Genomic DNA, 25929 nt, shown 5'->3' with positions numbered 1-25929 from the left:
TGAGCAAGTTTTTTCACTCAATCTTATCATTTCTCTTTTTAGATGAGAAATGTCCTTAAAATAAGGTGTTTTGAGTGCCATCTGAAGGAGGGGCTATGCCCAAATGCTCATAGGCTTTTAAAGTCACTTCTCTTCCTCTTGAAGTCCTTTTGATGAACCCTTCTTGAATTAAAAATGGCTCATAAACTTCTTCAATTGTTTCTGCTTCATCACCACAAGCTGTCGCAATTGTAGTAATGCCAACCGGTCCTCCTTTGAACTTTTCTATAATAGTAGACAAGATACGATTATCCATCTCATCCAATCCTCCTTGATCAACATTTAAAGCGCCAAGTGCCATTTTTGCAATATCCAGTGTGATAGTACCATCTCCTTTGATTTCAGCAAAATCACGTGTTCTTCTCAACAAATTGTTGGCAATACGTGGGGTGCCTCGGCTCCTTCTTGCAATCTCAAATGCTGCATCATCATTGATAGGAGTTTCTAAAATACTTGAAGATCTTTTTACAATGGAAGTCAGTAGTTTAGAATCATAATATTGCAGTCTTGCATTGATACCAAAACGGGCTCTCAAAGGAGCTGTCAGAAGGCCAGATCTTGTCGTTGCACCTATTAATGTAAAAGGATTAAGGTCAATTTGAATCGTTCTCGCATTTGGACCAGAATCCAGCATGATATCGATTCTGAAATCTTCCATAGCGGAGTATAAATACTCTTCCACTACAGGATTCAGACGGTGGATTTCATCAATAAATAAAACATCATTATCTTCTAAATTAGTCAGAAGACCTGCCAAATCACTAGGTTTTTCTAAAACGGGACCTGATGTAATTTTAATCTCAGCTTCCATTTCGTTGGCAATGATGTTGGATAAAGTGGTCTTACCCAAGCCCGGAGGTCCATGTAATAGTACATGATCCAATGGTTCTCCTCTTTTTTTAGCGGCAAGAACAAATATCTCTAAGTTTTCAACAATTTTCTGTTGACCTGTGAAGTCATCAAATGAGAGAGGTCTTAATGCTCTTTCAACATCCCTTTCTGCATCTGAAAATCCTTCATTATCTCCTTTTAAGTAATCTTCTCTCATTATTAGTGAAAAAACTTTACGTGATGTTTCTCTGTTGTGAAATCAATCTGAAATAGATAATTTCTATTGTTGTGAGCTGATTTTTACATATAAGCATTCATAAAATCGAGCTCAAAAACAAAGTTAGTAAAATGTTTGCTCTAATTTGAATTTGGAAAGTGGTATAGGTCTGCTAACTTTATATACTTATTATAAAATAACACAATGATAAAGTTCTCGGCGTTCGAATTAGATAACGGACTGAAAGTTTATGTTCACGAAGATCATAATATAGCTTCAGCTGTTCTGAATATAATGTATGATGTGGGATCAAGAGATGAAGACCCGGAAAAAACAGGATTTGCCCATTTGTTTGAGCATCTGATGTTTGGCGGATCAGTCAACATTCCTTCTTATGATACTCCTCTTCAAAAAGTGGGAGGAACCAACAATGCATTTACTTCACCTGATATTACAAACTATTATATCACTCTTCCTGCTCAAAACCTGGAAACGGCTTTTTGGTTGGAAGCAGACCGAATGCTGAGTTTATCTTTTGACCCCAGTGTGTTGGAGGTGCAACGTAAGGTGGTGATTGAAGAATACAAACAACGTTATATCAATCAACCCTACGGAGATGTATGGCACCACTTAAGAGAACTGGCTTATAAAGAGCACTCTTATAGATGGCCAACAATCGGCAGGGAAATCAAGCATATTGAAGATGCTACAATGGAAGATGTGAAAGCATTTTTCAATAAATATTATGTTCCTTCGAATGCTGTGATGGTTGTGGCTGGAAATGTGAAGTTGGAGGAAGTGAAGCAATTGGCAAAAAAATGGTTTGAACCTATTCCGTCAGGTGATAAGCCAATAAGAAATATTCCAATGGAACCTATACAAGTGGCACCAAGGAGGAAAATAGTTGAAGAGAAAGTTCCATTAGACGTGCTTTATAAGGTATGGCACATGGAAGGACGGTCTCAAGATGGATATTACACTACTGACTTAATCAGTGATTTATTAGGTAGAGGGAAGTCGTCTTTACTTTATGAAAAACTGGTGAAAGATAAAAAAGTATATTCAGGTGTTTCAGCATTTATCACAGGATCTTTTGAACCGGGATTATTCTGCATTACTGGAAAAACTGCCGATGGTGTAAGTTTGGAAGATGCGGAAGGAGAACTTCAAAGTGTTATAGATGGTTTTATTGATTCTGAGGTCAACCCTGAGAATTTAGAAAAGGTGAAAAATCAAGCGGAATTTTCTATGACTTACGGAAAAACAGAAATTCTGCCGAGAGCCATGTCCATTGCATATGGAGCAACTTTAGGAAATGCAAACTTGATTAATGAGGAAGAAGGCAAGCTGAGAAGTGTAACAATCGATCAAATTGAATCAAAAAAGAGTACTTTATTCAATCCGAATAACTGCTCGACATTATTTTATAAGGCAAAACGATAATGAAGCAATTATCTATTTATCTGTACTTAATTTTTTTAACTGTTATTACTCCAATCAACTCCGCATTTGCTCAATTTGGGGGAAGTGAAACTTATAGTTTTTTGGCAGTACCAACCAACGCACGTCAAGTGGGACTAGGAGGCTTTCTAGTGTCATCAGGCTTGGATGATCCCAATGCTATGTTTTATAATTCAGCATTATTGGGAGAACAGTCCGTAAACAAAGTCACATTCAACTATTTTGACTATCATACCTCAGCTAGTTTGACTTCTTTAGGATATGCCCATAAAGTAGGGAAAGGCATAGTAGGTATTGGCATGGGTTATATGGGTTATGGTAGTTTTGATGGTTTTGATGACCAAGGAAACCCAACAGGAACTTATAATGCCAATGATTTTTGGTTTCAAGGAAGTTATACAAGAAAGCAAGGTGTATTTTCAATGTCGGCCAATGTGAAATATGCTGCTTCAACCATAGAAACATATAAGTCAAATGCATTGATGTTTGATTTGAATGGAGCCTTTATTCACCCAACAAAAGATTTAGTTGTTGGTTTAGTGATAAAGAATGCTGGATTTGTGATGAGGGATTATCAACCTAATGATACATCAGAATTACCTTTTGATACTCAATTAGGTATCTCTTTCAAGCCAGAGAGAATGCCAATCCGTTTTTCTGTAACATATCACCACTTACATCAGTTTGATATTACCTATACTGACACTTCGTTGAAAGGAGAAAAAGACGCTTTTGGCAATGATCTTTACTCAGAACCTAGTTTTGCTGACAAATTGTCACGTCATTTTAGCTTTGGCGGTGAATTTGTTTTAGGAAAAGTGCTTAACCTTCGTGTCGGCTATAATGTAATGCGTAGGAAAGAGATGGTAACCCAAGGCGTAAAAGGCTTAGCTGGAATGTCGATAGGAGCATCATTAAAAATAAAAAAGCACATAGACTTTGGATACAGTGCCGCTTGGTATCATGTGGCTGGAGCAACAAACAGTTTAACGCTGGCTGTTGCGACTTCAGGCTGGGATAAAAGAAAGAAGACGGTCATTGAATAATAACAGAGAAGGAATGAAAATGAATATAGTTCCAGAATGTTGATAAATCCATTGCTAAGAAATTGAAGTTATACAAAAGATAAACATAGCATGTTAGAAAACTCATCATATTTAACCCCAAGAGAGATTGTTGCAGAATTAGATAAATACATTATTGGTCAAGACGATGCTAAAAAGAATGTAGCCATTGCTCTTAGAAATCGCTGGCGTAGAATGAACGTTGCTGGTGATATGCAAAAAGAGATTATGCCTAATAATATATTGATGATTGGTTCTACAGGTGTTGGTAAAACTGAAATCGCTCGCCGTTTGGCAAAGGTAGCAAAAGCACCGTTTGTGAAAGTGGAAGCTTCTAAGTTTACTGAAGTAGGATATGTGGGTAGAGATGTAGAAAGCATGGTGCGTGACCTTGTGGAACAAGCTGTGACCATGGTACAGGATCAAAAGAAAGCATTGGTAGAAGAAAAGACTTCTCAAGCTGTTGAGGATGTAATTTTGGATGCTTTGATTCCACCTTTAAAAGGAACTCCAACAACTACTACTGGAGAGTATGTTTCTCAGGATCATGAATTGAATGAGAAAACAAGAGAGCGTTTCAGAGAGAAATTGCGTGCGGGTGAGTTAGAGGAAAGAAAAATTGACGTTACTGTAGACAAAAACGGAGGTAATCTAGGTTTTATTGGTGGATCACCGATCGATGAAGGTTCTATGATGAACATTCAGGAGATGATCAACGGTATGATGCCGAAGAAAACCAAGAAGAGAAAAATGACAATTGCTGAGGCTCGTAAAATCCTTGTAGATCAAGAAAGTTCTAAACTGATCGATATGGATGAAGTGAAGGATGAAGCAGTTCGTTTAGCAGAAAACTCTGGTATTATCTTCATTGACGAGATCGATAAAGTAGCAAGTGGAGGGAATAAAAATGGTGCAGATGTCTCTCGTCAAGGTGTACAGAGAGACTTGCTTCCAATTGTAGAGGGAAGTACTGTAAATACGAAGCACGGTATTGTGAAAACAGACCACATGCTTTTCGTGGCAGCAGGAGCATTCCACGTTGCAAAGCCATCTGATTTGATCCCAGAATTACAAGGACGTTTCCCAATCAGAGTTGAATTACAGAGCTTGACGGATAAAGACTTCAAAGTGATCTTAAGACAACCTAAGAATGCATTGACAAAACAATATGAAGCATTATTAGGTTCTGAAAATGTTCAGTTGTCATTCAATGAAGATGCTTTAGATGAAATCGCTCGTTTAGCGTATGAAATCAATGTAGAAGTGGAGAACATTGGAGCAAGAAGATTGCACACTGTAATGTCTCATTTATTAAATGATTTGTTGTTTGATGTGCCAGATGTAATTGGTGCAAATGCTCAAATTGTAGTCACGAAAGAAATGGTGAACGAAAGATTATCAGGTTTGGTGAAAAACAGAGACTTAAGTCAGTATATCATCTAAGACTGCATTAGAAAAGATAAATTGAAAATATTAAATCCCAATCTCATTCATTTGAGGTTGGGATTTTTACGTTTTAGGGTGAATATTAAATAAATACAATTTTTTCTTTCATCTTTTTAAAGGAATTTAAGATAAAATTATGTAATATTATAAAGGAAAATTAACCTTTTTTCATCTTCGATAGAAAAAGATATTACATTCTACTAATTACTTTAAACAAAATATAGGCTTGAAAAAGCGTTTTTCAGAAACTCTTTCTACAATCAATACTCTATTGGAAATGACCTATTATTTTTTGGGGAATGGTTTTACTTCACTCTTCAGATTTCTTAATATTTCACACCCAAATAGTGAACCTATTACTTTAAGGCATAAATATAGAAAGTGCATATCTCTTCAATAAATTAACAGTAAGCAAATTATCAAAGATGAACTTAAATGTAGACTTCTATAATTAAACCATCCTTAACTAATGAGACTTAAAACAATCTTATGTTGGTTGCTCTCTGTATTATCGATCTCAATATCACTCGCACAGGAAAGAGTAGTAACAGGCACAATTACCGGAGAAGGGGGAGATCCTCTGCCAGGTGTAACAGTCGTTGTCAAAGGAACTAGACGTGGAGCCGTATCCGATGTCGATGGAAAGTATAAAATAGCACTCCAGCAAAATGACAAAGTGCTTATTTATAATTTCATTGGTCTAAAATCTCAAGAAGTAGAAGTGGGGAATCAGTCTAAGATTGATGTAGCCATGGAAGCTGACACCGAACAGTTAGATGAAGTGGTTGTGACCGCCAATGCCATCGAACGTGAAAAACGAACACTCGGTTATTCTGTCACTTCAGTGGCAGGGGAAGAAGTAGAGAGAGTGAAATCAACAAACTTCTTGAATTCGCTTTCCGGCAAAGTACCAGGCGTTCAAATTTCACAAGCGAGTTCCAATCCTGGAGGCTCTACTAGAATTGTGATTCGAGGTACTAATTCATTGAGTGGGAATAACCAACCATTAATGGTAGTCGATGGAGTGCCAATTAGTAATCAGAATATTGCTACAGGTAGTGGTATTCAAGGTGCTTTTGATGCAGGTAATGGTGCAGGAGAAATCAACCCTGCTGATATTGCTTCTGTGACAGTACTTAAAGGAGCATCAGCGGCGGCACTTTATGGATCAAGAGCGGCAAATGGAGCTATTATCATCACAACCAAAAGAGGGAAGGCGTCAAAAGGACCAACAGTGAGTATTAGTTCAAGCTTCAGAGCGGAAACACCAAATAGATTACCGTCATTTCAAAATGAATATGCTCAAGGTTCATATGGAAAATATGATAAGAGGTCAGAAAATGGATGGGGCCCAAAGATTGAAGGACAAATTGTACCTTCTTACAGTTATGATGCTGATACTGCAAACTTACCCGAAAACCTGTGGCCTTTGGAATCACTAACAGCGTACCCTAACAATGTAAAAGATTTTTATGAGACTGGAACGTTGTTTATCAATTCTATTGATGTGTCAAGTGCTACTGAAAAAGGAGATTATAGATTAGGTTTTACTTCGATGAACCAAAAAGGCATTGTACCAGGAGCAGGATTAGATAGGTACACATTTGCCATCAATGCTGGTCAGCAACTGAATAAAGTCATTAAGTCAAGAGTAGGTATTAATTATGTGAAATCAGAAACACGAGGTTCTGTTTCTCAAGGTGGTAATTCTCCCAATGTTTTGACTTCTATTATCAATGGAATTCCAAGAACAACTTCTATTGAGCGACTGCAATTAGTGGATGGCAGACAAGATCCAATTGGTGTATTTTCAAATAGTCCTTATTGGATAGCAGAGAAAAATGGCAATGATGTAAAACTCAATCGCTTTTTTGGATTTGGAATGCTTGAGGCACAAGCTACTGATTGGTTGAGTTTCAGAGCAAGAGTTGGTTTGGATTACAGGGTAGACAAGAGATTCAGAAAATCAGCAAAAGGAACTCTAGGTGCTTTAAACGGATCATTTACAAATGATGATCTTACAAATACAGAATTGACGACTTCTTTGATGGCAACTATTCAAAAAGACTTTGGAGAAAAGTTTAAATTGACAGCTATTGTGGGTCATGAATTCAATAATAGAACTTTTGAAAGAAGTACTTTAGAAGCTTCAGAATTATCTGTATCGGAAATTTATACTCCAACGAATGCTAAAAATACAACAAGTAGAACAGATTTTACAGAGCAGAGATTGTTAGGATTATACGGTGATGTTTCATTGACCTATAATAATTATTTGACGCTGAACTTAACCATGAGAAATGACTGGTCATCTACATTACCCAAAGATAACCGCTCATACTTTTATCCATCAGCGAGTTTGTCATTTGTATTTTCAGATGCTTTCAAAATTCATAATGATATTTTCTCATTTGGTAAACTTCGTTTGAGTGCTGCTCAAGTTGGTAATGATACAAGACCTTATCAGCTGGATTATTATTACAATCCATTGTCTGAGTATTTTGGTCAATATGGTACTACAAATAATTACCCTTTTAATGGTCAGACAGCTTATTCGGCAACCAATACGATTCCTCCAGAAAACTTAGTCCCAGAAAGGCAAAACTCATGGGAGGTAGGTACAGAACTAAGTTTTTTTAATGGAAGAGCAGGTATTGATTTCACTTTTTACAACATAGAAACTTCTAATCAGATTTTGGCGGTTCCTACACCAGAATCTACAGGTTATAGAAGAAAAAGAGTTAATGCAGGTACAGTAACCAATCAAGGAATTGAATTATTGCTTTCTTTCATACCAGTACAAACAAGTGCTTTTGAATGGACTTCTCAAATCAACTTTACACGAAATGAAAATAAAGTAACAGAGTTGGCTGAAGGATTGGATAAACTTCAAATCGCTTCAGGATTCAACGGTGTTTCCGTTGAAGCAGTACCAGGAGAATCACTTCAATTACAAGGTGTTGGTTTCAAAAGAGCAGAAACAGGAGAAATTCTAGTAGATCCTAAAACAGGTTTAAGAATGCAAGGCGACCAACAAACATTTGGAGAAATTCAGCCTGAATTTCTTTTAGGTTTCCAAAATAGTTTCACTTATAAAGGAGTAACATTGAATTTCTTGATCGATTGGAATCAAGGAGGTAAGATGATTTCAAGAACAGTAGGTGATTTAAGGTTTAACGGTTTAGCTGAAGAAACAGCAGTAAATAGAGAGCAGGTATTTATTGATAAAAATGCATACATCGAAAATGGAGATGGTTCTGTAAAACCCAATGACATTGCTGTCACTCACCAAGATTATTGGCAGGCTTATTCAACAAGCGGTATAGCAGAAGGTTCTGTGTTTAGTAAGACTTATGTGAAACTTCGTGAAGTAAGTTTATCCTATGCTTTGCCAAGTACCTTGTTGAAGAAAACAGGTTTTATCAAGTCAGTAGCTGTTGGTTTTGAGGCAAGAAACCTTTGGCTTATTTATAGTGAAATTCCTCACATCGACCCTGAAACAAGTTTATTTCAAGCGGCAAGTGACGCTTCGGGATCTGTTGAAATGGGTAGTTTGCCTTCTACAAGAAGTTTTGGTGGTAATCTTAAAATAGTATTCTAGAACAATGAAGATGAATAATAAATACAGCAACCTATTGACAAGAGTATGTTTGTTAGTTGCACTTGCATTCAGTTACTCTTGTGATAGTATTTTAGATATCAATAAAGATCCGTTTGCGGCAGGTGATGATCAGATTGCCGAACAGCCAGGATTACTCATGACCACAATCATGACTAATATAAGTTCTGACAAAGTGATGGAAACCAACTTATTCAACCGTTGGGCTCAGCATTATGTTGGAGCTGGAGCAAATGTATTTTCTTCAGCAGATAATTTTTCTGTTCCGTCTTTCCCTCAGACCAATACATGGGCTACATATTATGTGAACTCCTTAAAGAATGCAAGTAGAGGAGAAGTTTTAGCCAATGAGATTGGTGAAGTGAATACAGCTTCTCAATTTAGAATTATGCAGGCATTCGCTTTTTACCATTTGACTTTAATGTTTGAAGATGTTCCATTTACAGAAGCATTGAATACGGACATCCTTTTTCCTAATGGAGATACACAAGAAAATATCTTGAAAGGAATTGTAGAAATGCTTGATGAAGCAGTTGATAATTTTGATTTAGGAGACCCAGCAAAAGTTGGGGGTGAAGATTTGCTTTTTCAAGGAGACCTCAATAAGTGGATTAAATTTGCAAACTCTATTAAGATTAAAACCTTAATGCTTATTGCAGCAAAAGATGAGGAATATGCAAAGCCAAAACTTGAAACTGCTTTCAGGCAAGAACATGTAGAAGATTTAGCAGATGAAGTGGTCATGAATTATTATGATGACTTGAACAATGCCAATCAGTTTTACAAACTTCACTTCCAATTTGCAGGAGGGCAGAGTTTATTCTTCTATGCCAGTACTCCTTTTATTGATTTATTAAGAGGAACAAATGATCCTAGATTGGATATTTTCTACGATCGTCCTGATGGTGTAGTTGATGCTGTGCCGCACACAGGTTTGGCTCCTGGCTCTAGTAGTGCATTTACCTCTACTTCCGTTTTAAGTTTGAATTTTATTACAGCTACTTCACCAGATTATTGGATTACAGCAGCGGAGTTGAAGTTTATGCGAGCGGAAGCAATCCTTAGAGGTTGGGTTCCCGGAACCACAGCAGACGCCAATGATTATTATAGAGAAGGTATAATTTTTAATATAGTGCATCTCAATTCATTATTGGCAGTACAAGATAATGGAAGTGGTGTTACGCAGTTTGAATACGATACATATAATGGTGCTTTACCTGACCTTCAAACTCTAGCACCAAGTAATGCTTTGGAAGCAGTACACCATCAAGGGTACATTGAAACTTTCCAAAGAGGAATGGATGCATGGACTTATGTGAGGAGAACCAACTATCCGAATAATCGACCTTTGCCTGTAGATGCTGTATTGAGCGATCATATTGCCCGATTGCCTTATTCTCCAAATGAGGTGAGTGCTAATCCAAATATTCCCGAACAAAAACCATTGGATACTCCAATGTGGTTTATGACATCAAATTAAACCTAAGAAACAGATGAAAAAGAGATTAATAATAGGGCTTTTATGTTTGGGAGTTTTCTTCCAGAGCTGTGAGCTTTATGATACATATAAGGAAGAGGTTCAAGCCGAATTTATCGGTGAGACAGTCGCTTTCTCAGTAGCCACACCATTTGGTGAAGTCGATTCTATCAAAGAGAATTCAGTGCCACTTAGTCTGGAAGTAAGAATGCCAATGGCAATTGATACTGAAAGAGGAGTAGAGGTAACTTATTCTTTTGGAGGAGCAGCAACCTTCGGTGTTGATTTTACAGCAAAAGCTATTGAAAGAAATAATGCCGATTTTCAAGATGTAACGGAAAAATTTGCGACAGCTACAGGAGGTACGTTTATCATCAAAAATAGAATCAAATCAGAAGATGCTTCTGGTGAGGAGAATTTTACCAATACAAGAAACACGGCTACCATTGAGGTTTCTCCCTTGGTTGTTTATGGAGTAGATAAGCAAGGAGGAAAAGAATTGGATATAATATTGGAATCAGCTAGAAATTTAGATGATGGATCTGAAATTACAGTAGGTCAGGGAGGAATTCGAAAGGTATACAATATTGTTATTGAAGATATACATTGTCCAACAAGTTTAGATGGTACGTATGATGCAGAAATGACAACTGAGGAAGGAACAAAAAGTGTAGACGATGTAATGTTGACAACAGTTGGAGATTTGGCTAACCCAGATAACATTTGGGGGCTATATAGCATTTCAAATATTGCAGGAGATTTTCAAGATATACCTTTTCAGATTATTGATCAATGTGGAGAGTTCTTAGGACCATCAGATAATTATATTTCTCTTCAAGGAGAAACCTTATCGGATGGGAAAATTTCATTGGAAGTCTTATTCTCTGATGGAACAACTACAAAACAATGGGTACTTCTTCTCACTAAAAAGTAAAAGACCATGAAAAAAGAATATATATACAACATACTCCTATTCATGGGAAGTCTCATGTTTGGAAATGAAGTATTGGCACAACAGCAACAATTAGCTTCTTCTCCTACTCAAAAATGGATTACACCTTCTATTCAAACAGCACCAACAAAATTATTTGTAAGGTTCAAAGATCCTAAGGATGTAGCTTTTGCTTATATGGATGCTGATCAACAGCAGTTTGTCAGTAGTGAAAAAAGAAAAATATATAACTTATTGACAGACTCTAGAATTAAAAGAGTCATGGAACCTATGTCTGTACTGAAGAATAGTGTTTCTGATGTCTTGCAAATTACACTTTACAATCAATCCGATATGGAAAATTACCGTAGGGAATTAAATAATGACCCTAATGTAATGTATGTAGAAAGTGTACCATTGCCGATTCAGTTTAATGATCCCAATGATCCTTTAGCACAAGATCAATACCACCTTGAATTAGTAGGAGCAGTTGAGGCTTGGGGAAAAAGTAAGGTGATAGAAGGTCAGCGGGATGTAGTTTTAGCCATTTTGGATGATGGAGTATTGATTACTCATGAAGATTTGGCCGCTAATATTTATATCAATGAAGGAGAAATCCCAAATAATGGTAGAGATGATGATAAAAATGGCTATATAGATGATTACCAAGGTTGGGATGCCTCGGGTGATACTTACACAAACGGTGATCCTGATCCGAATCCGCCTACCTCGGAAGCAAGTCGATTTAACTTCTCACATGGTACACACTGTGCAGGTATAGCAGGAGCAGTGACCAGTAATAATGTGGGAGGAGCATCCGTTACCAACAATGGAGTAAAGATTTTGGCAGTAAAAGCAACTTCAGATGATACTCCAGATGCAAGGGCTATTACACACTCTACTGAAGCATTGATGTATGCAATAGAAATGGAGGCAGACATTGTCAGTATGTCTTATGGTAGCTATTTTTATTCTGCTACTATAGCAAGGATGATTAATGAAGCGACAGAGGAAAAAGGAATGCTGTTTATAGCTGCTGCAGGTAATGATAATGTTAACCTACCTAGTTATCCGGCAGGTTATGATCATGTAATTGCAGTTGCCAATACAACAAGTAATGATGTGAAAGCTCCTTCTTCTCAATATGGTGCATGGATAGACATCTCAGCACCCGGGACTGATATTATTAGTACCGTAGCGGCAGATAATGGAAATCCTTTAGGAGATTATGCTCCTTATACGGGTACTTCAATGGCATGTCCGATGGTGGCCGGAGCCGCTGCATTTCTTAAAACTCAGAATACAAATCTTACTCCAGATCAGTTAACAGCAGTATTGATGGGGACATCTACGGATATTAATCCTAGAAATCCTAATTTTCAAAATGCATTGGGGGCAGGGAGAATAAATATGAGTGCAGCTATGGATGCATTGCAGTCTAATAGACCTTTAGCAGCTTTCAATATTTTGTCAGATAATGGTATAATTAATCAAGCATTAGAATTTGAGAACCTGTCTTTTGGTTCTAACCTTACTTATTTCTGGACATTTGGTGATGAAATAACTTCTACAGAAGAGAACCCGTCTCATACCTATACTTCCTTAACGGATTTGGGGTCTTATGTTATTTCTTTGACAGTGAAAGATGATCAAGGGAGAGAAAATACTTTTAGGAGAGCAATAAGAATGACGGAAGGACCTCCAAAAGGACCTGAAGAAACAGTGCCTTTCTCAAATGACTTTCAATTGGATACTGGCGGGTTTGTGACAGAGACAGTTTATTTTGATGGTGGAGATGGAGATGATATCTGGGAATGGGGCCGTGCAAGGGGAGATCGGATTAATAGTGGTGATTCTCTCACCTGGGCAACAACTTTAGCAGGAGGTGTCCCTTTAAGATCTTTTGAAGCCTACCTCTATACACCTACATTTGATTTGACAGAAGAAGGGCATGAGTATAAAATTAACTTTCTGAAAAGTATGCACATTACTTATTGTAATGCTCCTGCTGCAGCAAAAATGGAATATACTACAGACAATGGTGGAACATGGAAGTTACTTGGGGATGCATTTGATGGTCTTGGGACAGGATGGTATAATAAAACCCCGGATGATGCTTGTGCAATTCATCCTATTATCTTCCAAGATCAAGTAGGTTGGTTAGGGAATTTTGATAGAGATTCTACTTCCTATAATGTTTCTTTCCTAACAGGACACAATGTGCGATTTAGATTTGTCTATCGAATGGAATCTGCATTCTTGATAGAAGATACAGATGACGGATTTATGGTCAATAATTTCAATCTTACAAAACAAGACCCTTCTGGAGAATTTACAAAACCTGCAGATGTAGCTTATGTGAACCGTCTGATTGACTTTATTTATAATTCAGGAGGAGCAAGTAGTTATGCTTGGGATTTTGGTGATGGATCAACATCAACAGAAAAAGACCCGACGCATACATATGAATCAGCAGGTACTTATATAGTGAAATTAGAAGTGGATAATAATCCTGCATCTGCTTTCCAGGATACTATTGGAATATTAGGTATAAAAGAAGCACCATTCTTAGCTTCAGATGGTGGTGATTTGGAATCTGATGAACTACTGTTTTACTCTTTAAACCTTGCAGGAACAGATTTAGTATTAGACAGTTCTTCCATTGCTGGGAAATCTGGAACGACAAGTGGTTCAAATGCTTATGTACTTGGTCCTGATACAGCAGGTTATCAAGTGCCAACAGGCTTCTATTTATATACATCCGTATTTGATTTACCGGGTGATCAAGAAGATTTTGATTCTACGCAGATGTTTACTTTCCAATTGAAAATGGATGTAGCAAACAAAATTGACGGTCTGAGAGTAGAATTTACAGATGATTACGGTGAATCATGGATTCCATTAGGTTTCTACAAAGATTCGGATTGGACTAATGAGCTTTCTAGTGAAGATCATTGGGGAGGGGAAGGTATTCCGCTGATGACCGGTTCTACAAATGATGAGTGGGTAACAAAGTACATTCCATTGGCAGGGTTTGAAGGTGAAAAAATTGCTATGCGTTTATTCTTTGTTGGAGCAACTCAGGATTCTAGTGGAGGTATTGGTTTAGCCATGGATGATTTTCAGGTTCTGGATTATACACCTACGGTGGGTACTCTTAATTACACTGTAGATAAAACGGTAGTAGGATTAAATGAGAAAGTAACCTTTACGAATGCTTCAAATACTGATGGTGCATTGATTGGTTGGGCGTTTCAAGATGATCCAAGTGAAGATTTTATAATACGTTATGGTGAAGGTCCACATGAAATTGAATACACCACTCAGGGTCGAAAAAATATGGCCATGTTTGTAGTAGGGACAAATGAGCAAAGAGATTTTTCAAATGTTGTCAATGTGACGACTTCTGGTTCTTCTTCAATTACAAGTTTGGAAGATGATTTGACCGAGAACTCACCAATTATTTACCCAAATCCAGGAATAGGAAAAGATTTATTTATTCTTTCCAAAATGAAGATCAATACAATTGGTTTATTCAAAATGTCAGGAGAGAAAGTAGACATTCCTATTGCCTTTTTAGGAGATAAATTAGATATTTCATTACTCAATGAAGGTATTTACATCATCAAGATAGAGCGGGAAGACGGAGAAGTTTTCCACAAGAAATTTATTAAAAAATAGATTTTGAGAGCATGTTGAAAAGCATGCTCTTTTTTTGTCTATCAAAATCTATCCATTTCTAAATTGAGATGGAGTTTGTTCAGTATTTCTTTTAAAGTATTTATTGAAGTGGGAAGTGTCTTTGAAATCTAATTTGAAGGCAACTTCACTGATTGGAAGGCTAGTATACAATAATAATCGCTTGGCTTCTTTGATAATATATTCTCCAATAAATTTTGAAGCGGCTATTCCTGTAGCTTGTCTGCAAATGGTATTAAGATTTTGTGGAGTAGTATTCAATTGTTCAGCATAAAAGTGAACACTATTGTGAATAACTTCAGCATTTTCTAATAAACTTTTGAAATCAACAAAAATAGAAGGCAGATTAGTCTTGATACTACTGCCAATGGGTGAAATTGTGGTTAAAGTTTTGGCAAATAATGCTTTTAGTAAACCTTCGATGATTGTTTGTTGATAACTATTGGAATTAGCGACTTCCTCTACTAACAATTCAAAGATAATGTTGATTTTCTCATATTCTTTCACATCTACACAGACCTGATTACTGAGTTGTGCAATTAATTTTTCAAGTTCTTTATCAACAGAGTTTTCAAGAAAGTCTTTTTTCAGAATAATCACATAGCCCTTAGGTGGTGAAGTAATGTCCCAACAGTGTAATTGATCTTTTCGCATAAAGAACATAGTTGGTGGTTTGATTTCAAAGGTATCATTATCGATTACATGAGTGCCCGAACCTTGATATAAGTAGATGATCTCAAAATATTTATGATGCTTATGTGGTTGGGTTTTTCTAATACTTTCCTTGAAAGGCTCAATTTTAATATTGCCTTTGCTTTGTAATTTGTCTTTAATTTCTATTTCCATTTCAAAACTAGGTCAATGTATTTCAGTTGAAAAGGGAGGGTTCTAATCAACAATAAATAGGTTGTGATTCAACTTCCTTCTTAAGCTAAAAGCATAATCAGAAACAAAAAAAGCGAGAGCAGATCTATTTGTCTGTTCTCGCTTTTAAAGTTAAAATAAGTCTTACAGAATACCATCAGTAGCTTCTGTAGGCTGTATATATTCATCTTCTCTAGTGGAGTCTAATTCTGCACCAAACTCACCAAAGTTCTCAACATCGTATTTACTACAATCTAGCTCAACATCGATAGGTTTAGAAGGTTCTGGGAATAATGACCTCTTATAACCTAACTCATTGATCAGCTTTTTGTCTGAATAAATATCTTCCATGAAATACGCAAATGCTGGAAGTGCTTGTCTAGCACCTTGACCATACTTGATGGTTCTGAAGTGAATACTTCTGTCTTCACCACCACACCATACGCCAGTAACAAGGTCGTTGGTGAAGCCCATAAACCAAGCATCTGAGAAGTTGGCAGTTGTACCTGTCTTACCAGCAACATGGAAATCTTCTCTAGTTTTTTGATCTCTTCTAAAGTTATAGCGAGTCAACCTTAAAGCAGTACCACCTGCTTCTTCAGAAGTACCTCTCAGCATGTAAGTCATTAACCATGCAGTTTTTTCATTCAATACTTCTTTTTTCTTAGGAATAAACTCCTTCAAGACACGGCCGTTTTTATCTTCAATTCTTGTGATAAATAATGGTTCAGTCCAAACACCTTTATTGATGAATGTTGAGTAAGCAGTTACCATTTCATATACCGAAACATCTTCAGTACCTAAACATAATGAAGGAACTCCTTGGATTGGTTTTTTATTATAACCCGTTATTCCTCTTTCTCTATCATCATCAGTAAGCATGTAGTCAAACATTTTATCTCTGATGAATCGGAATCCAAACTTATCAGCAGAGTATTTTGCTAACTCATTTGCTGTTAATTCCTTCACTAAATAAGCAGCTGCCGTGTTGATGGATCTAGACATTGCCTGACGCATTGTGAAAGTTTGTCCACTATAGCGGTCTGCATTTTTAGGAGTCCATGGTTTGTCCGATCTTGCCTCTTCAGCTGTGAAAGTAATTGGAATATCCACAATTGGAGAGCATGGCTGGAATCGGTCTTCAAGTGCTCTTGAGTATAAGAATGGTTTGAACGTTGATCCAGGCTGTCTGTAACCTAATCTTACGTGATCATATTTGAAGTATTTGTAGTTGATGCCACCAACCCAAGCTTTAATTTCACCTGTTTTTGGTTCCATTGACATCATACCGATCTGTAAGAACATTTTATAATAACGCAATGAATCGTAAGAACTCATCACAGTGTCAATTTCATAAGTAGGACTGTTCCAAGAAAAGACTTTCATCTTTTTCTTCACTTTCAATTGCTTGTCGATCGCTAAAGAATCATTGCCGATTTGCTTTCTCAAAGTTCTATAGACTTGAGTTCTTCTAATGGCTCTTGCCATGAAGTTTGGTATTACTTTTCCTTCTCTATCTCTCCAAGGCTTACCTTGTCCCTCCCAGTGTTCATTAAATAAAGATTGTTGTTCACGCATGTGCTTCTCAACTGCTTTTTCAGCATATTTCTGAACTCTAGAATCAATTGTTGTATAGATCTTTAGACCATCGGCATATAAGTCTAGTCCTTTTTCTTTACAGAATTTTAATAAGTCTTTTACAACCTCTGCTCTGAAATAAGGAGCAATACCTTTGTTGTGGTTTTCTACATTATAATTAAGGACCATTTCTTCGGCCATTAACTTTTGTTCTTCTTCTTTTGTAATGTAGTTGTATTTCTCCATTTGAGAGATTACCTTGTTTCGAACGTATACGGCTCTTTCTGGATGATATCTCGGGCTGTAATAAGAAGGTGCTTGAAGAATACCCACAAGAACAGCAGCTTCAGGGATCGATAATTGATCAGGATCTACTCCAAAGAATGTTCTTGAAGCTACGTGTATACCAAATGCATTTGAACCAAAATCTACGGTATTCAAATACATCGTTATAATTTCTTTTTTAGTATACGAAGTCTCTAACTCAACAGCTACAATCCATTCTTTAAACTTATTGATAACCAAATTCAATCCCTTCACATCTGAAAGTCTACCTTTCAAATCTTCTTCTCTTCTGATTTTAAATAAGTTTTTTGCAAGCTGTTGTGTAATGGTAGAAGATCCTCTTTTTTGCCCACCTAAAGTTACATACTTGAACAAGTAGTAAGGCACTGCTAATGTAGCTTTAAAGTCAATGCCCGAGTGATCTTTAAAACGGATATCTTCAGAGGCTAAAAGTGCATTTAATAAATTAGGTGAAAGGTCTTCGTATTCTGACTTAGTTCTATTTTTACGGAAATATTTACCTAAAAGTACTCCATCAGCAGAGTATAGTTCTGAAGCTAGCTCACTTTTAGGGTTCTCCAATATACTTGGGTCAGGCAGTTCACCATAAAGATTAAACCAGTTATTTTTTAATGAAAAACCTAACATTATCATACTTATCACGCCGATAATAAATAGGATCCAAAGTGTTCGTATAGCTTTTAAATACATAAGTTTTTATTATTCATTGCTTCAGTAATAGAACAAATTTAATTGATTTTATGAAATAAAATTTATAATCAACTGTGTACTAGTACTTAAGCTAAATTGAGTTAAGACATGGTAACTTCAGCGAGCAATTTAATCAATCTATTTTAAAAGAGAATAAATGACTCTTGAAGAAAAACTATTTATTCTTCGATTGTAATATCAAAGTCATGGTATCTGCCAGGGATATAACCGTTCTCAAGTCGGCGGTCTGTAATCTGTTCCAGCATACCATTTGTAATTTCAGTAAATTCCCCTTCAGGATATCTTTTCTGAAAATTAAGAATAGCTTCTTTGAAAATTTTATAATACTTAGTGGTTCTGCCAACTAATAAAACTCTTAAGAATCGCCCTTTCTCTTCATAAGAACTTTGAGGGAAATCATTAAGAAGTTCATTCAGTTTTTTGTCTGAAGCATTATAATCTCCCTTGTTATATAAAGCATAAGCATCTACATATAAGTCTCTGATGTAATTTTCTCTTTCATTAGTTTCCTTCACATAGTTAGGGTTGACTAATATTTTAGAGTACAAACAATCGGGATAATTTTCAATTAGATATTGTTTCGAAGTTTCAGCATCACAGCCATCATAATCTTGGCAAATTACATAAACCAAATAAGCCACTTCATAGGCATTTTCATCTTCAGGGTAATCCTTGAGGAAGCGGTTGAAGTTGGCTAAAGCATTTTCTGTGATTTTAATTTGATACATATATACTTTACCTAATTCAAAAAGAGCATCAGCCAGTTTTTTATGTACAGCTTGCATCTGTTCTTCTGAAGTTGGAATTTCTTGTTTTCTTTCTTCAAGAGATTTTACATCAGCAAAAAGGTTTTCATCAATACCTTCATTTTCTTTTCCTTTTTTGTTGGATAAATTTCTAGGAGAAGGACTATTGTTATTAGCTTGGTTTTGATTATTATCATTAGAATTGAAAACTAATTTATTGGATCTTCTCCAGTCGTCCTCCAAAGGTCGTGATCCCCAAGTTCTCAAAAACTGTGATTTCCCCTGTGCAATGGCTACAGTATTGTAAAAGTAAAATTCTTTTGATCCTTTAGTATTGAAAGAAGAAGACTCACTTACCTCAGGTTTAGTTTTTCTTTTCTCGTTTTCTTTGGCATACTGTTGCTTTAAAATAATAGCTTCTTTTTCATTCTCAATTTCTTCTTCTAGTAATGTGTTAAGTTCATCTTCCGGCATTCCAGCAAGTTTTATCAACCGTTCTTGATCTATTACTATTTTGGTATACTTTGCTAGATCTTGAAGGTTTTCAGATTTCTTTTTTATTTCTTCAAAGCCATAAACGCTTTCATCAAGATTTTGAACAGCACTGTCATAATAAGCGGCCGCTGGGATATAATCCTTTTTGACATCATAATAGATATCACCTGCGGTTAAGTAGGAGTGGCCTTTTTGAATCTTGTTGGTTGTGCTGACTTGTATAGATTCATTCAATTCAAAAAGAGCACGGTCATAATCAGGTTTTCTTAATTGGAACTGAGCCATCTCATAATAGATTTTATCTCTATCATCCCAATAATTATGATTTTTAAGTTTTTTAGCGAAATACTTATTGATTTTTCCAATCTGTTTTTCATTGTTGAAATCTACAGGTTGCATACTGTATGCACTGATATCAGATTGAAATTCTAAGGTGTTGGTCTTGGATAATTTTTCTGCTTTAGTATAAGCTTTATAAGCCTCGTCAATTTTTCCTTTTTTCTCCAGCATTTGACCTAGAATGAAATAATATCGAGCTTTATAATGTCTTTTTTCTTCTAATTCTACAGCATAACGTAAGTGTTGAATTGCCTGACCATAATCAAGCTTGTTCCTATAGTAATGAGCAAAATTGAGATGGTAATCTTTAGTGTTTTTATCCGAGAAAGGTGCTATTTCCTGTTTTATTACATCTTTTACCAACGTGATGTTAGCATCTTCCTCTTTTTCAATGAACATTCTTAATAGAGCATTGAGAGCTTCATGTCTGCTATCATGATCTGTCGTTTTAGCATTGATGTACTTGAAAGTAGTCAACGCATTTTCATAATCCTCCTCATATAATCTTACCCATCCTACAAGCAAATAACACTCATCAATCCAGTCGCTTGATTGATGGAATTTAATAGGTCTTGACGCTTTTGTGATGACATAGTCAAGTTGTTCTTTATAAGTTAAAGTCTTATTAGAATCAATAGGAATTAAGATAGAGAGAACATCATTGTAATCGTCAACGTGTTCATTGAAAAAATCATTTTCAAATTGTTCCATTCCTTCTTTGGCAAGAAAATAGGAATTATAATGTGTAGCTGTATTATGGTAAAAATGACAGCCCGATCCTAGTAATAGAAAAATTAATAGAAAAGATTTAAAAAAATACTTATATATGAAGTTTGAAAAAGTTTGCATCGTTTTTCAACAGGAATTACTCTAAAAGAATTAATTGAAGGACCGTTGCAAAAATTAAGCAAAAAGTAATTCTTAATTTTTTTTGGTTACAATCCTTAAAAAATACTAATAGCAGAACTACTTCATTTTTTAGAGAAATTAACCTCAATACAACAAAAGAATTAATGTAAATTAATTTTGCAGAGATACTTAGTAGCTAATTTACAGTTTTTCTTGACCAAAAAGTTATAATAATTCAATACTTCTTTCAAAAATGACAAGAAACTCTGCATTTATTGTAATTTTGTGAGCAAGAACCTTCTGGCAAGAAGCAGAAATTATACATGAAAAGACAAGGGAAAACGTTATCGGAATGGCTAACAACAAGGTTTGTGCTTGTTGTGCGAGATGAGGAAACATTCGCAGAAAGAGCAGCATATAGGCTATCCTACGTAAAAATACTTTTACTCGCAGGGATTGTTTTTACAATTCTCGGAGGATTAAGTTTTCTTTTAGCTACCACTTTATTAGCTAGGATCTTTGATCCAAGAGTAGCGTATAGGGAAACAGATCGAAAAATGATAGAAATGGAGAGAGTCGTAGATTCTCTGAAAATTGCCTCTGATGAGAAAGATGTTTATATGGCGTCAATCAAGGCTATTTTGGATGGTGAAGTGGAAGATGCTGAAGACATTAAGGCAAAAGTGATAGAAAAAGCTGGTGAGCAGGAAACTGAAGTAGATTTAAAACAGTTAGATCCTGTTGATTCTGTTTTTAGAAGTGAATTTGAAGACTTAGAAATAAAATCAGCACCAATTAATGTGGTTAATAATGGAGTAGAAGATCTTTTCTTCTTTCCTCCTGTATCAAATGGTGTGCTGTCCAAAGGGTTTGATATTAGAAATGGGCACTATGGTGTCGATGTCTTAGCAAAAAGAAATGAAGGTATAAAAGCTATTGCGGAAGGAACCGTAATTGTATCTTCATGGACACAAGATTCAGGATATGTGATAGGAATACAACATAAAGGTCAAGTTTTGTCGTTCTATAAACATAATTCAGTCTTACTCAAGAAAGTAGGAGAAACGGTGAGGACCGGAGATATCATTGCTATTATTGGTAATAGCGGTGAAATGACAGATGGTCAGCACTTGCATTTTGAATTATGGTTTAAAGGGAACCCAGTTGACCCTGTAGATTTTATACCTTTTGAATAGAAATACTTATCTTTAAAGACAGAGTTTTAGTAGACTTAAAAAAAACTAATAGCCCTTGTTTGGAATAGTTTTTAATTTAGATTAGAATTATTTTCTCAGTATTAAGAAGTACTACTTCAACGATTATAAATATTAATAAATATGGGATTGTTTAAAAACAATGAAGAAAGAGTTGCGCCAACTCAACAATCTTCGAACGCGGCAAATAATACTATTGGACACGGCACTACCCTAAAAGGAGATGTGGAGACACATGGTATTTTAAGAATGGATGGTAAAGTTATTGGTAATTTGCACTGTCATTCGAAATTGTTTCTTGGTAAAGACGGGCAGGTAGAGGGAGATATTTTTTCTCAGAACGCAGAAATTGAAGGGGAGATTCATGGAAAAATTGAAGTATCTGAAAACCTTGTTTTAAGAGCTTCAGCAGTTATTCATGGTGATATCATCACAAAGAGTTTAACTATTGATCCAGGTGCTATCTTCAATGGACAATGTCATATGGGTGAGTCTGCAAAGCCACTCTTAACAGCAAAAGCTTCAGAAGAAGTTGTAGAAGATGAAACAACATAAGGAGGAAAAAAACAATGATATTTCAACACCTAAAAAGGCAGTTGAAAAGTATTCCACCTTTTTAAGATACTCTTCATTAAGTACAGAAATGATTGTAACAATGTTGGTTTGTGCTTATGCAGGAAGGTATTTAGATAATATTATTAAAGCCAATGGTCCTTATTGTACCATTGGTTTTCTTTTGTTTGGAACTTTTGCCTCATTAGTGATTCTAATCAACGGGTTGAAGAAAATTTCTAATAAAAAAGGAGAAATATTGAAAAAAAAAGGTAAACATGACAATTTTTCTAAAAAATGATTACCTCCTTCTTTGTGTTTAAAAGGTATTACCTTATGTTTGCAATCGATTCAACTGATTGAGTTGAAAATTTAATATGCAACTAAGTTTACGAACAAGATTTTACTTTGCTTTGCTAATTACTTCATCAATTTTCTTGTTGATCATTATAATAGCAGATCAGAGTGATTTCAATGTTGGTCGCTTTATTTATCTTGAACTCGCATTCAATTTAATATTGGCGATAATGTCATATGAAGTTACATGTCTAGGAGCAGGATCAGGAAATGGAGAAATCTTCTACGGCTTTTATATGGCAACAGTATTGATAAGGATTTTACTAACATTAACTATCTTTATCTTGTACTTTATTTTGATGGATGCAGATAAGCAGGAGAAATTAGTTTTCATATTAAGTTATTTCTTTTTTTATTTTGCATATACTATCCTTGAGGTAAAGCACCTCATGTCTAAGTTACAGGATAAACGAGGTAGTGAGTGATTTTATAATAATGAAAAGTACTTATTCTTTTTACACACGCTTTGCAACACTAGCGTTGCTTTTTACAGCACTATTACAAACTTCTTCATCATATGCAAGTGATGGACATAGTGACTCTCACGGTGAGGCTCACATAAAGGAGTACAATCCAGTTGAAACAATTCTTCATCACGTTAAAGATGAACACTATTGGACTCTCTATTCTACTACAGATGAGAGCGGGCATGAGCACCACTATGGTATTAACTTACCTGTGATCTTATATGTACAGGGACAAGGTTTCGAATTTTTGTCTTCAAAAGATTTTCTTCACCATAATGAGGTGAAAGGAAAATTCAGTACTTATGTGAATCATCACGAGCATATTGCATCAGTAGATGAGTCCGTAAAAGTATTAGACTTTTCATTAACTAAAAATGCAGCGTCAACAGGTCTTTCAGTAATCTTGTTGTTAATCATTTTTAGTGCAATTTCAAAAGGTTATAAAAAGAATGAAGGTAAAGCTCCTTCAGGTATCCAATCAGTATTTGAACCTCTTATTCTTTACATGAGAGATGAGGTAATTAAACCAAACTTAGGTAAGAACACTGATAAATTCCTTCCGTACCTATTAACATTATTCTTCTTCATCTTAATAAATAACTTATTAGGATTAGTACCAGGTGGAGCCAATGCTTCAGGTAACATTTCTTTTACAATGTTAATGGCGGTATTCACTTTAATCGTAACAAATATCAATGGTAATAAGCATTATTGGGGACACATTTTTGCCACTCCAGGTGTACCAGGTTGGTTGTTGCCAATTATGATTCCAGTAGAACTTATTGGTATCTTTACTAAGCCAATCGCCTTAATGCTACGTTTGTTTGCCAATATCACAGGTGGTCACATCGTATTATTATCATTCATGTCATTGGTATTTATCCTAGAGGCAGCTTGGGTAGGTGGTGTAGCATCATTTATCATCGTTCCTCTGTTCTTTATGGAGATCTTTGTAGCTTTCTTACAAGCTTACATTTTCACAATGCTTTCAGCATTATTTATCGGGTCTGCAGTATCCGATCATCACTAGAATCTTGTCTTACATGCTGAATTTTAGTTCTTTAACGAGTTGAGCATGGATAAGTGAATATAATGAATGATCTTCGCGCAAGCGAAAGCTTCATATACGTTTCTTTTTTTAAAACTATTTAAACAAAATTCAAAATGTCATTACTTTCGATTTTACTAGAAGTAAGTGGTAGCGTAGGTCAATTAGGTGCAGCAATCGGTGCAGGTCTTGCAGTTTTCGGTGCAGGTCTTGGTATCGGTAAAATTGGTGGTAACGCTGTTGAGGCGATGGCACGTCAGCCAGAGATCGCAGGTAACCTTCAAACTGCAATGATTATCGCAGCAGCCTTGATTGAAGGTGTTGCTCTATTCGCAGTAGTAGTTTGTCTATTGATCGGTTTAGGTTAATCCTAATCCCGCACAAAAGAAACATTTTGTTTGGATATCCATCGCTTAAGGGGTTTGCCCGGCGATGGGTATCTTTCAACAAAGAAACGTCAAAGCTCACACGCAAAAAATAAACGAAAATGGATATCATAACTCCAGGTGTAGGCCTTCTTTTTTGGAATACTTTATTTTTCTTAGTAGTGTTTGTAATTATTGGAATGGGAATCGTTCCAACAATTTCAAAGGCACTAAAAAACAGAGAAGAGTCTATTGATAACGCTCTAAAAAGTGCAGAACAAGCAAAAGCTGATATTGCACAACTTAAGGCAGACAACGAGAAGATGAAAGAGGCTGCTCGTGCTGAGAGAGAAGAAATTATCAATGAAGCAAAAGCAAAAGCAGATGCAATGGTTGCTGAAGCAACAGAAGGTGCTAAAGCTGAAGCAAAAAGAATCATTGATGAAGCTAGAGCTTCTATTGAAGCAGAGAAGAGAGATGCTTTGTCTGAAATCAAAGGTGTTGTAGCAGAGCTTTCTTTAGACATTGCTGAAAAAGTTGTTCGTAAGCAACTTTCAGATGATGCAGCTCAACAACAACTTGTGAAAGAGTTAGTTGCTGAAGCTAAGATCTAAGTTAAACAGGAAATCAAACAAGGTATTCACCTTGTAGTATATAAATCATAACCATGAGTGCAGAATCTAGAGTAGCATCTCGATATGCAAAAGCTTTTGTATCGGTTGCATTAGACGGACAAGATCAAGCAAAATTATACGATGACGCAAATTTTGTTTTGAATACTATCGCTGATAGTAAGGATTTAGCTTTAGCGCTAAATAGTCCTATCATTAAAGCCGAGAAAAAAGCAGCAATTCTGAAAGAAATTTTTTCAGCGAAAGTAAGTGATCTAACCAACAAGTTATTTGACTTGGTGATAGACAAAAACAGAACAAACGCTTTAAAAGAGATTATGGAATCTATTTTAAGTGAGTTTGATGTTGTAAAAAATATTCAAAGAGCTACTGTAGTTACTTCTTCTCCATTAGCAGCTGAAACAAAGGCTGTTTTGGTCGAGAAAGTAGCTAAATCTACTGGTAAAACAGTTGAGTTGGAAGAGAAAGTTGACCCAACTCTCATTGGTGGTTACATCCTGACTGTGGGAGATAAGCAATTAGATTGCTCAGTAAAAACACAGTTACAACAATTAAAGGTTGCTTTTCAGTAAGCTTTAATGCGAAGTGTCCTTTTATGGATGCTTTTTTTTAGAAAAGAATA

Annotated in this window: 18 protein-coding genes; 14 read left to right on the top strand and 4 right to left on the bottom strand. The window is 35.8% G+C overall.

The genetic code is table 11. The features are described 5' to 3' along the window. Nucleotides 1-55: 55 nt before the first annotated feature. Nucleotides 56-1087, bottom strand: coding sequence for a Holliday junction branch migration DNA helicase RuvB (ruvB, locus tag AVL50_RS21515; protein ID WP_062618543.1), 1032 nt, complete (start codon nucleotides 1085-1087; stop codon nucleotides 56-58). A 204-nt stretch (nucleotides 1088-1291) separates the two neighbouring features. Between ruvB and AVL50_RS21510 the strand changes: the two genes are divergently transcribed. From AVL50_RS21510 to AVL50_RS33415, 7 genes are all read left to right on the top strand, one after another. Next, the gene (locus AVL50_RS21510; protein WP_062618542.1) at nucleotides 1292-2530 is read left to right on the top strand and encodes a pitrilysin family protein; all 1239 of its coding nucleotides are present in this window, start codon (nucleotides 1292-1294) and stop codon (nucleotides 2528-2530) included. Continuing rightward, nucleotides 2530-3594, top strand: a complete 1065-nt coding sequence (porQ, locus tag AVL50_RS21505; protein ID WP_062618541.1) for a type IX secretion system protein PorQ — start codon at nucleotides 2530-2532, stop codon at nucleotides 3592-3594. Before AVL50_RS21510 ends, porQ begins: the two co-directional genes overlap by 1 nt. 90 nt (nucleotides 3595-3684) lie before the next feature. After that, the gene (hslU, locus tag AVL50_RS21500; RefSeq protein ID WP_062618540.1) at nucleotides 3685-5055 is read left to right on the top strand and encodes an ATP-dependent protease ATPase subunit HslU; all 1371 of its coding nucleotides are present in this window, start codon (nucleotides 3685-3687) and stop codon (nucleotides 5053-5055) included. A 472-nt stretch (nucleotides 5056-5527) separates the two neighbouring features. Beyond that, a complete protein-coding gene (locus AVL50_RS21495) occupies nucleotides 5528-8659 on the top strand; it encodes a SusC/RagA family TonB-linked outer membrane protein (RefSeq protein ID WP_062618539.1) in 3132 nt (1043 codons plus the stop codon). Nucleotides 8660-8669: 10 nt separating this feature from the next. Next, nucleotides 8670-10157, top strand: a complete 1488-nt coding sequence (locus AVL50_RS21490; RefSeq protein WP_172826897.1) for a SusD/RagB family nutrient-binding outer membrane lipoprotein — start codon at nucleotides 8670-8672, stop codon at nucleotides 10155-10157. A 13-nt stretch (nucleotides 10158-10170) separates the two neighbouring features. Then, the gene (locus AVL50_RS21485) at nucleotides 10171-11088 is read left to right on the top strand and encodes a hypothetical protein (RefSeq protein ID WP_157491482.1); all 918 of its coding nucleotides are present in this window, start codon (nucleotides 10171-10173) and stop codon (nucleotides 11086-11088) included. A gap of 6 nt (nucleotides 11089-11094) precedes the next feature. Then, entirely contained in the window at nucleotides 11095-14766 is a 3672-nt protein-coding gene (locus AVL50_RS33415) for a S8 family serine peptidase (protein ID WP_082795953.1), read from the top strand. A 48-nt stretch (nucleotides 14767-14814) separates the two neighbouring features. Here AVL50_RS33415 and AVL50_RS21475 read toward each other — a convergent pair whose 3' ends face one another. The 3 genes from AVL50_RS21475 to AVL50_RS21465 form a co-directional block, all read right to left on the bottom strand. Further along, nucleotides 14815-15630 carry a helix-turn-helix domain-containing protein gene (locus AVL50_RS21475; protein WP_062618535.1) on the bottom strand — a complete coding sequence of 272 codons (816 nt, stop codon included), beginning with the start codon at nucleotides 15628-15630 and terminating at the stop codon, nucleotides 14815-14817. A 162-nt stretch (nucleotides 15631-15792) separates the two neighbouring features. Beyond that, nucleotides 15793-18222: a transglycosylase domain-containing protein gene (locus tag AVL50_RS21470; RefSeq protein WP_062618534.1), complete on the bottom strand. Its 2430-nt coding sequence runs from the start codon at nucleotides 18220-18222 to the stop codon at nucleotides 15793-15795. 179 nt (nucleotides 18223-18401) lie between these two features. Further along, entirely contained in the window at nucleotides 18402-20534 is a 2133-nt protein-coding gene (locus tag AVL50_RS21465) for a tetratricopeptide repeat protein (protein WP_062618533.1), read from the bottom strand. A 461-nt stretch (nucleotides 20535-20995) separates the two neighbouring features. On the opposite strand from AVL50_RS21465, the gene AVL50_RS21460 reads away from it, so the two are divergent. The 7 genes from AVL50_RS21460 to atpH all read left to right on the top strand — a co-directional run bounded on the left by AVL50_RS21460 (nucleotide 20996) and on the right by atpH (nucleotide 25879). Then, nucleotides 20996-21868: a M23 family metallopeptidase gene (locus AVL50_RS21460; protein WP_062618532.1), complete on the top strand. Its 873-nt coding sequence runs from the start codon at nucleotides 20996-20998 to the stop codon at nucleotides 21866-21868. Nucleotides 21869-22009: 141 nt separating this feature from the next. Further along, on the top strand, nucleotides 22010-22441 hold the full coding sequence (locus AVL50_RS21455) for a polymer-forming cytoskeletal protein (RefSeq protein ID WP_157491481.1): 432 nt from the start codon (nucleotides 22010-22012) through the stop codon (nucleotides 22439-22441). Next, the gene (locus AVL50_RS21450) at nucleotides 22428-22739 is read left to right on the top strand and encodes an AtpZ/AtpI family protein (RefSeq protein WP_062618531.1); all 312 of its coding nucleotides are present in this window, start codon (nucleotides 22428-22430) and stop codon (nucleotides 22737-22739) included. Before AVL50_RS21455 ends, AVL50_RS21450 begins: the two co-directional genes overlap by 14 nt. Nucleotides 22740-23230: 491 nt before the next feature. Beyond that, nucleotides 23231-24292: a F0F1 ATP synthase subunit A gene (atpB, locus tag AVL50_RS21440; protein ID WP_062618529.1), complete on the top strand. Its 1062-nt coding sequence runs from the start codon at nucleotides 23231-23233 to the stop codon at nucleotides 24290-24292. A gap of 134 nt (nucleotides 24293-24426) precedes the next feature. Then, entirely contained in the window at nucleotides 24427-24678 is a 252-nt protein-coding gene (gene atpE, locus AVL50_RS21435; protein WP_044203144.1) for an ATP synthase F0 subunit C, read from the top strand. 119 nt (nucleotides 24679-24797) lie between these two features. Beyond that, complete coding sequence (gene atpF, locus AVL50_RS21430) at nucleotides 24798-25289, top strand: F0F1 ATP synthase subunit B (protein WP_062618528.1); 492 nt, start codon at nucleotides 24798-24800, stop codon at nucleotides 25287-25289. Between the two features lie 53 nt (nucleotides 25290-25342). Then, nucleotides 25343-25879 carry an ATP synthase F1 subunit delta gene (gene atpH / locus AVL50_RS21425; RefSeq protein ID WP_062618527.1) on the top strand — a complete coding sequence of 179 codons (537 nt, stop codon included), beginning with the start codon at nucleotides 25343-25345 and terminating at the stop codon, nucleotides 25877-25879. Nucleotides 25880-25929: the final 50 nt, after the last annotated feature.

The organism is Flammeovirga sp. SJP92 (assembly GCF_001583495.1).
Taxonomy (GTDB): Bacteria; Bacteroidota; Bacteroidia; order Cytophagales; family Flammeovirgaceae; genus Flammeovirga.
Note: the sequence above shows the minus strand (reverse complement) of the source record. Positions and strands in the feature narration are given on the sequence as shown.

What these genes read in the sequence shown, in the direction of transcription:
- ruvB (WP_062618543.1), bottom strand. Translation starts at nt 1,087, where the DNA reads ATGAGAGAAGATTACTTAAAAGGAGATAATGAAGGATTTTCAGATGCA.
- AVL50_RS21510 (WP_062618542.1), top strand. Translation starts at nt 1,292, where the DNA reads ATGATAAAGTTCTCGGCGTTCGAATTAGATAACGGACTGAAAGTTTAT.
- porQ (WP_062618541.1), top strand. Translation starts at nt 2,530, where the DNA reads ATGAAGCAATTATCTATTTATCTGTACTTAATTTTTTTAACTGTTATT.
- hslU (WP_062618540.1), top strand. Translation starts at nt 3,685, where the DNA reads ATGTTAGAAAACTCATCATATTTAACCCCAAGAGAGATTGTTGCAGAA.
- AVL50_RS21495 (WP_062618539.1), top strand. Translation starts at nt 5,528, where the DNA reads ATGAGACTTAAAACAATCTTATGTTGGTTGCTCTCTGTATTATCGATC.
- AVL50_RS21490 (WP_172826897.1), top strand. Translation starts at nt 8,670, where the DNA reads ATGAATAATAAATACAGCAACCTATTGACAAGAGTATGTTTGTTAGTT.
- AVL50_RS21485 (WP_157491482.1), top strand. Translation starts at nt 10,171, where the DNA reads ATGAAAAAGAGATTAATAATAGGGCTTTTATGTTTGGGAGTTTTCTTC.
- AVL50_RS33415 (WP_082795953.1), top strand. Translation starts at nt 11,095, where the DNA reads ATGAAAAAAGAATATATATACAACATACTCCTATTCATGGGAAGTCTC.
- AVL50_RS21475 (WP_062618535.1), bottom strand. Translation starts at nt 15,630, where the DNA reads ATGGAAATAGAAATTAAAGACAAATTACAAAGCAAAGGCAATATTAAA.
- AVL50_RS21470 (WP_062618534.1), bottom strand. Translation starts at nt 18,222, where the DNA reads ATGTATTTAAAAGCTATACGAACACTTTGGATCCTATTTATTATCGGC.
- AVL50_RS21465 (WP_062618533.1), bottom strand. Translation starts at nt 20,534, where the DNA reads ATGGAACAATTTGAAAATGATTTTTTCAATGAACACGTTGACGATTAC.
- AVL50_RS21460 (WP_062618532.1), top strand. Translation starts at nt 20,996, where the DNA reads ATGAAAAGACAAGGGAAAACGTTATCGGAATGGCTAACAACAAGGTTT.
- AVL50_RS21455 (WP_157491481.1), top strand. Translation starts at nt 22,010, where the DNA reads ATGGGATTGTTTAAAAACAATGAAGAAAGAGTTGCGCCAACTCAACAA.
- AVL50_RS21450 (WP_062618531.1), top strand. Translation starts at nt 22,428, where the DNA reads ATGAAACAACATAAGGAGGAAAAAAACAATGATATTTCAACACCTAAA.
- atpB (WP_062618529.1), top strand. Translation starts at nt 23,231, where the DNA reads ATGAAAAGTACTTATTCTTTTTACACACGCTTTGCAACACTAGCGTTG.
- atpE (WP_044203144.1), top strand. Translation starts at nt 24,427, where the DNA reads ATGTCATTACTTTCGATTTTACTAGAAGTAAGTGGTAGCGTAGGTCAA.
- atpF (WP_062618528.1), top strand. Translation starts at nt 24,798, where the DNA reads ATGGATATCATAACTCCAGGTGTAGGCCTTCTTTTTTGGAATACTTTA.
- atpH (WP_062618527.1), top strand. Translation starts at nt 25,343, where the DNA reads ATGAGTGCAGAATCTAGAGTAGCATCTCGATATGCAAAAGCTTTTGTA.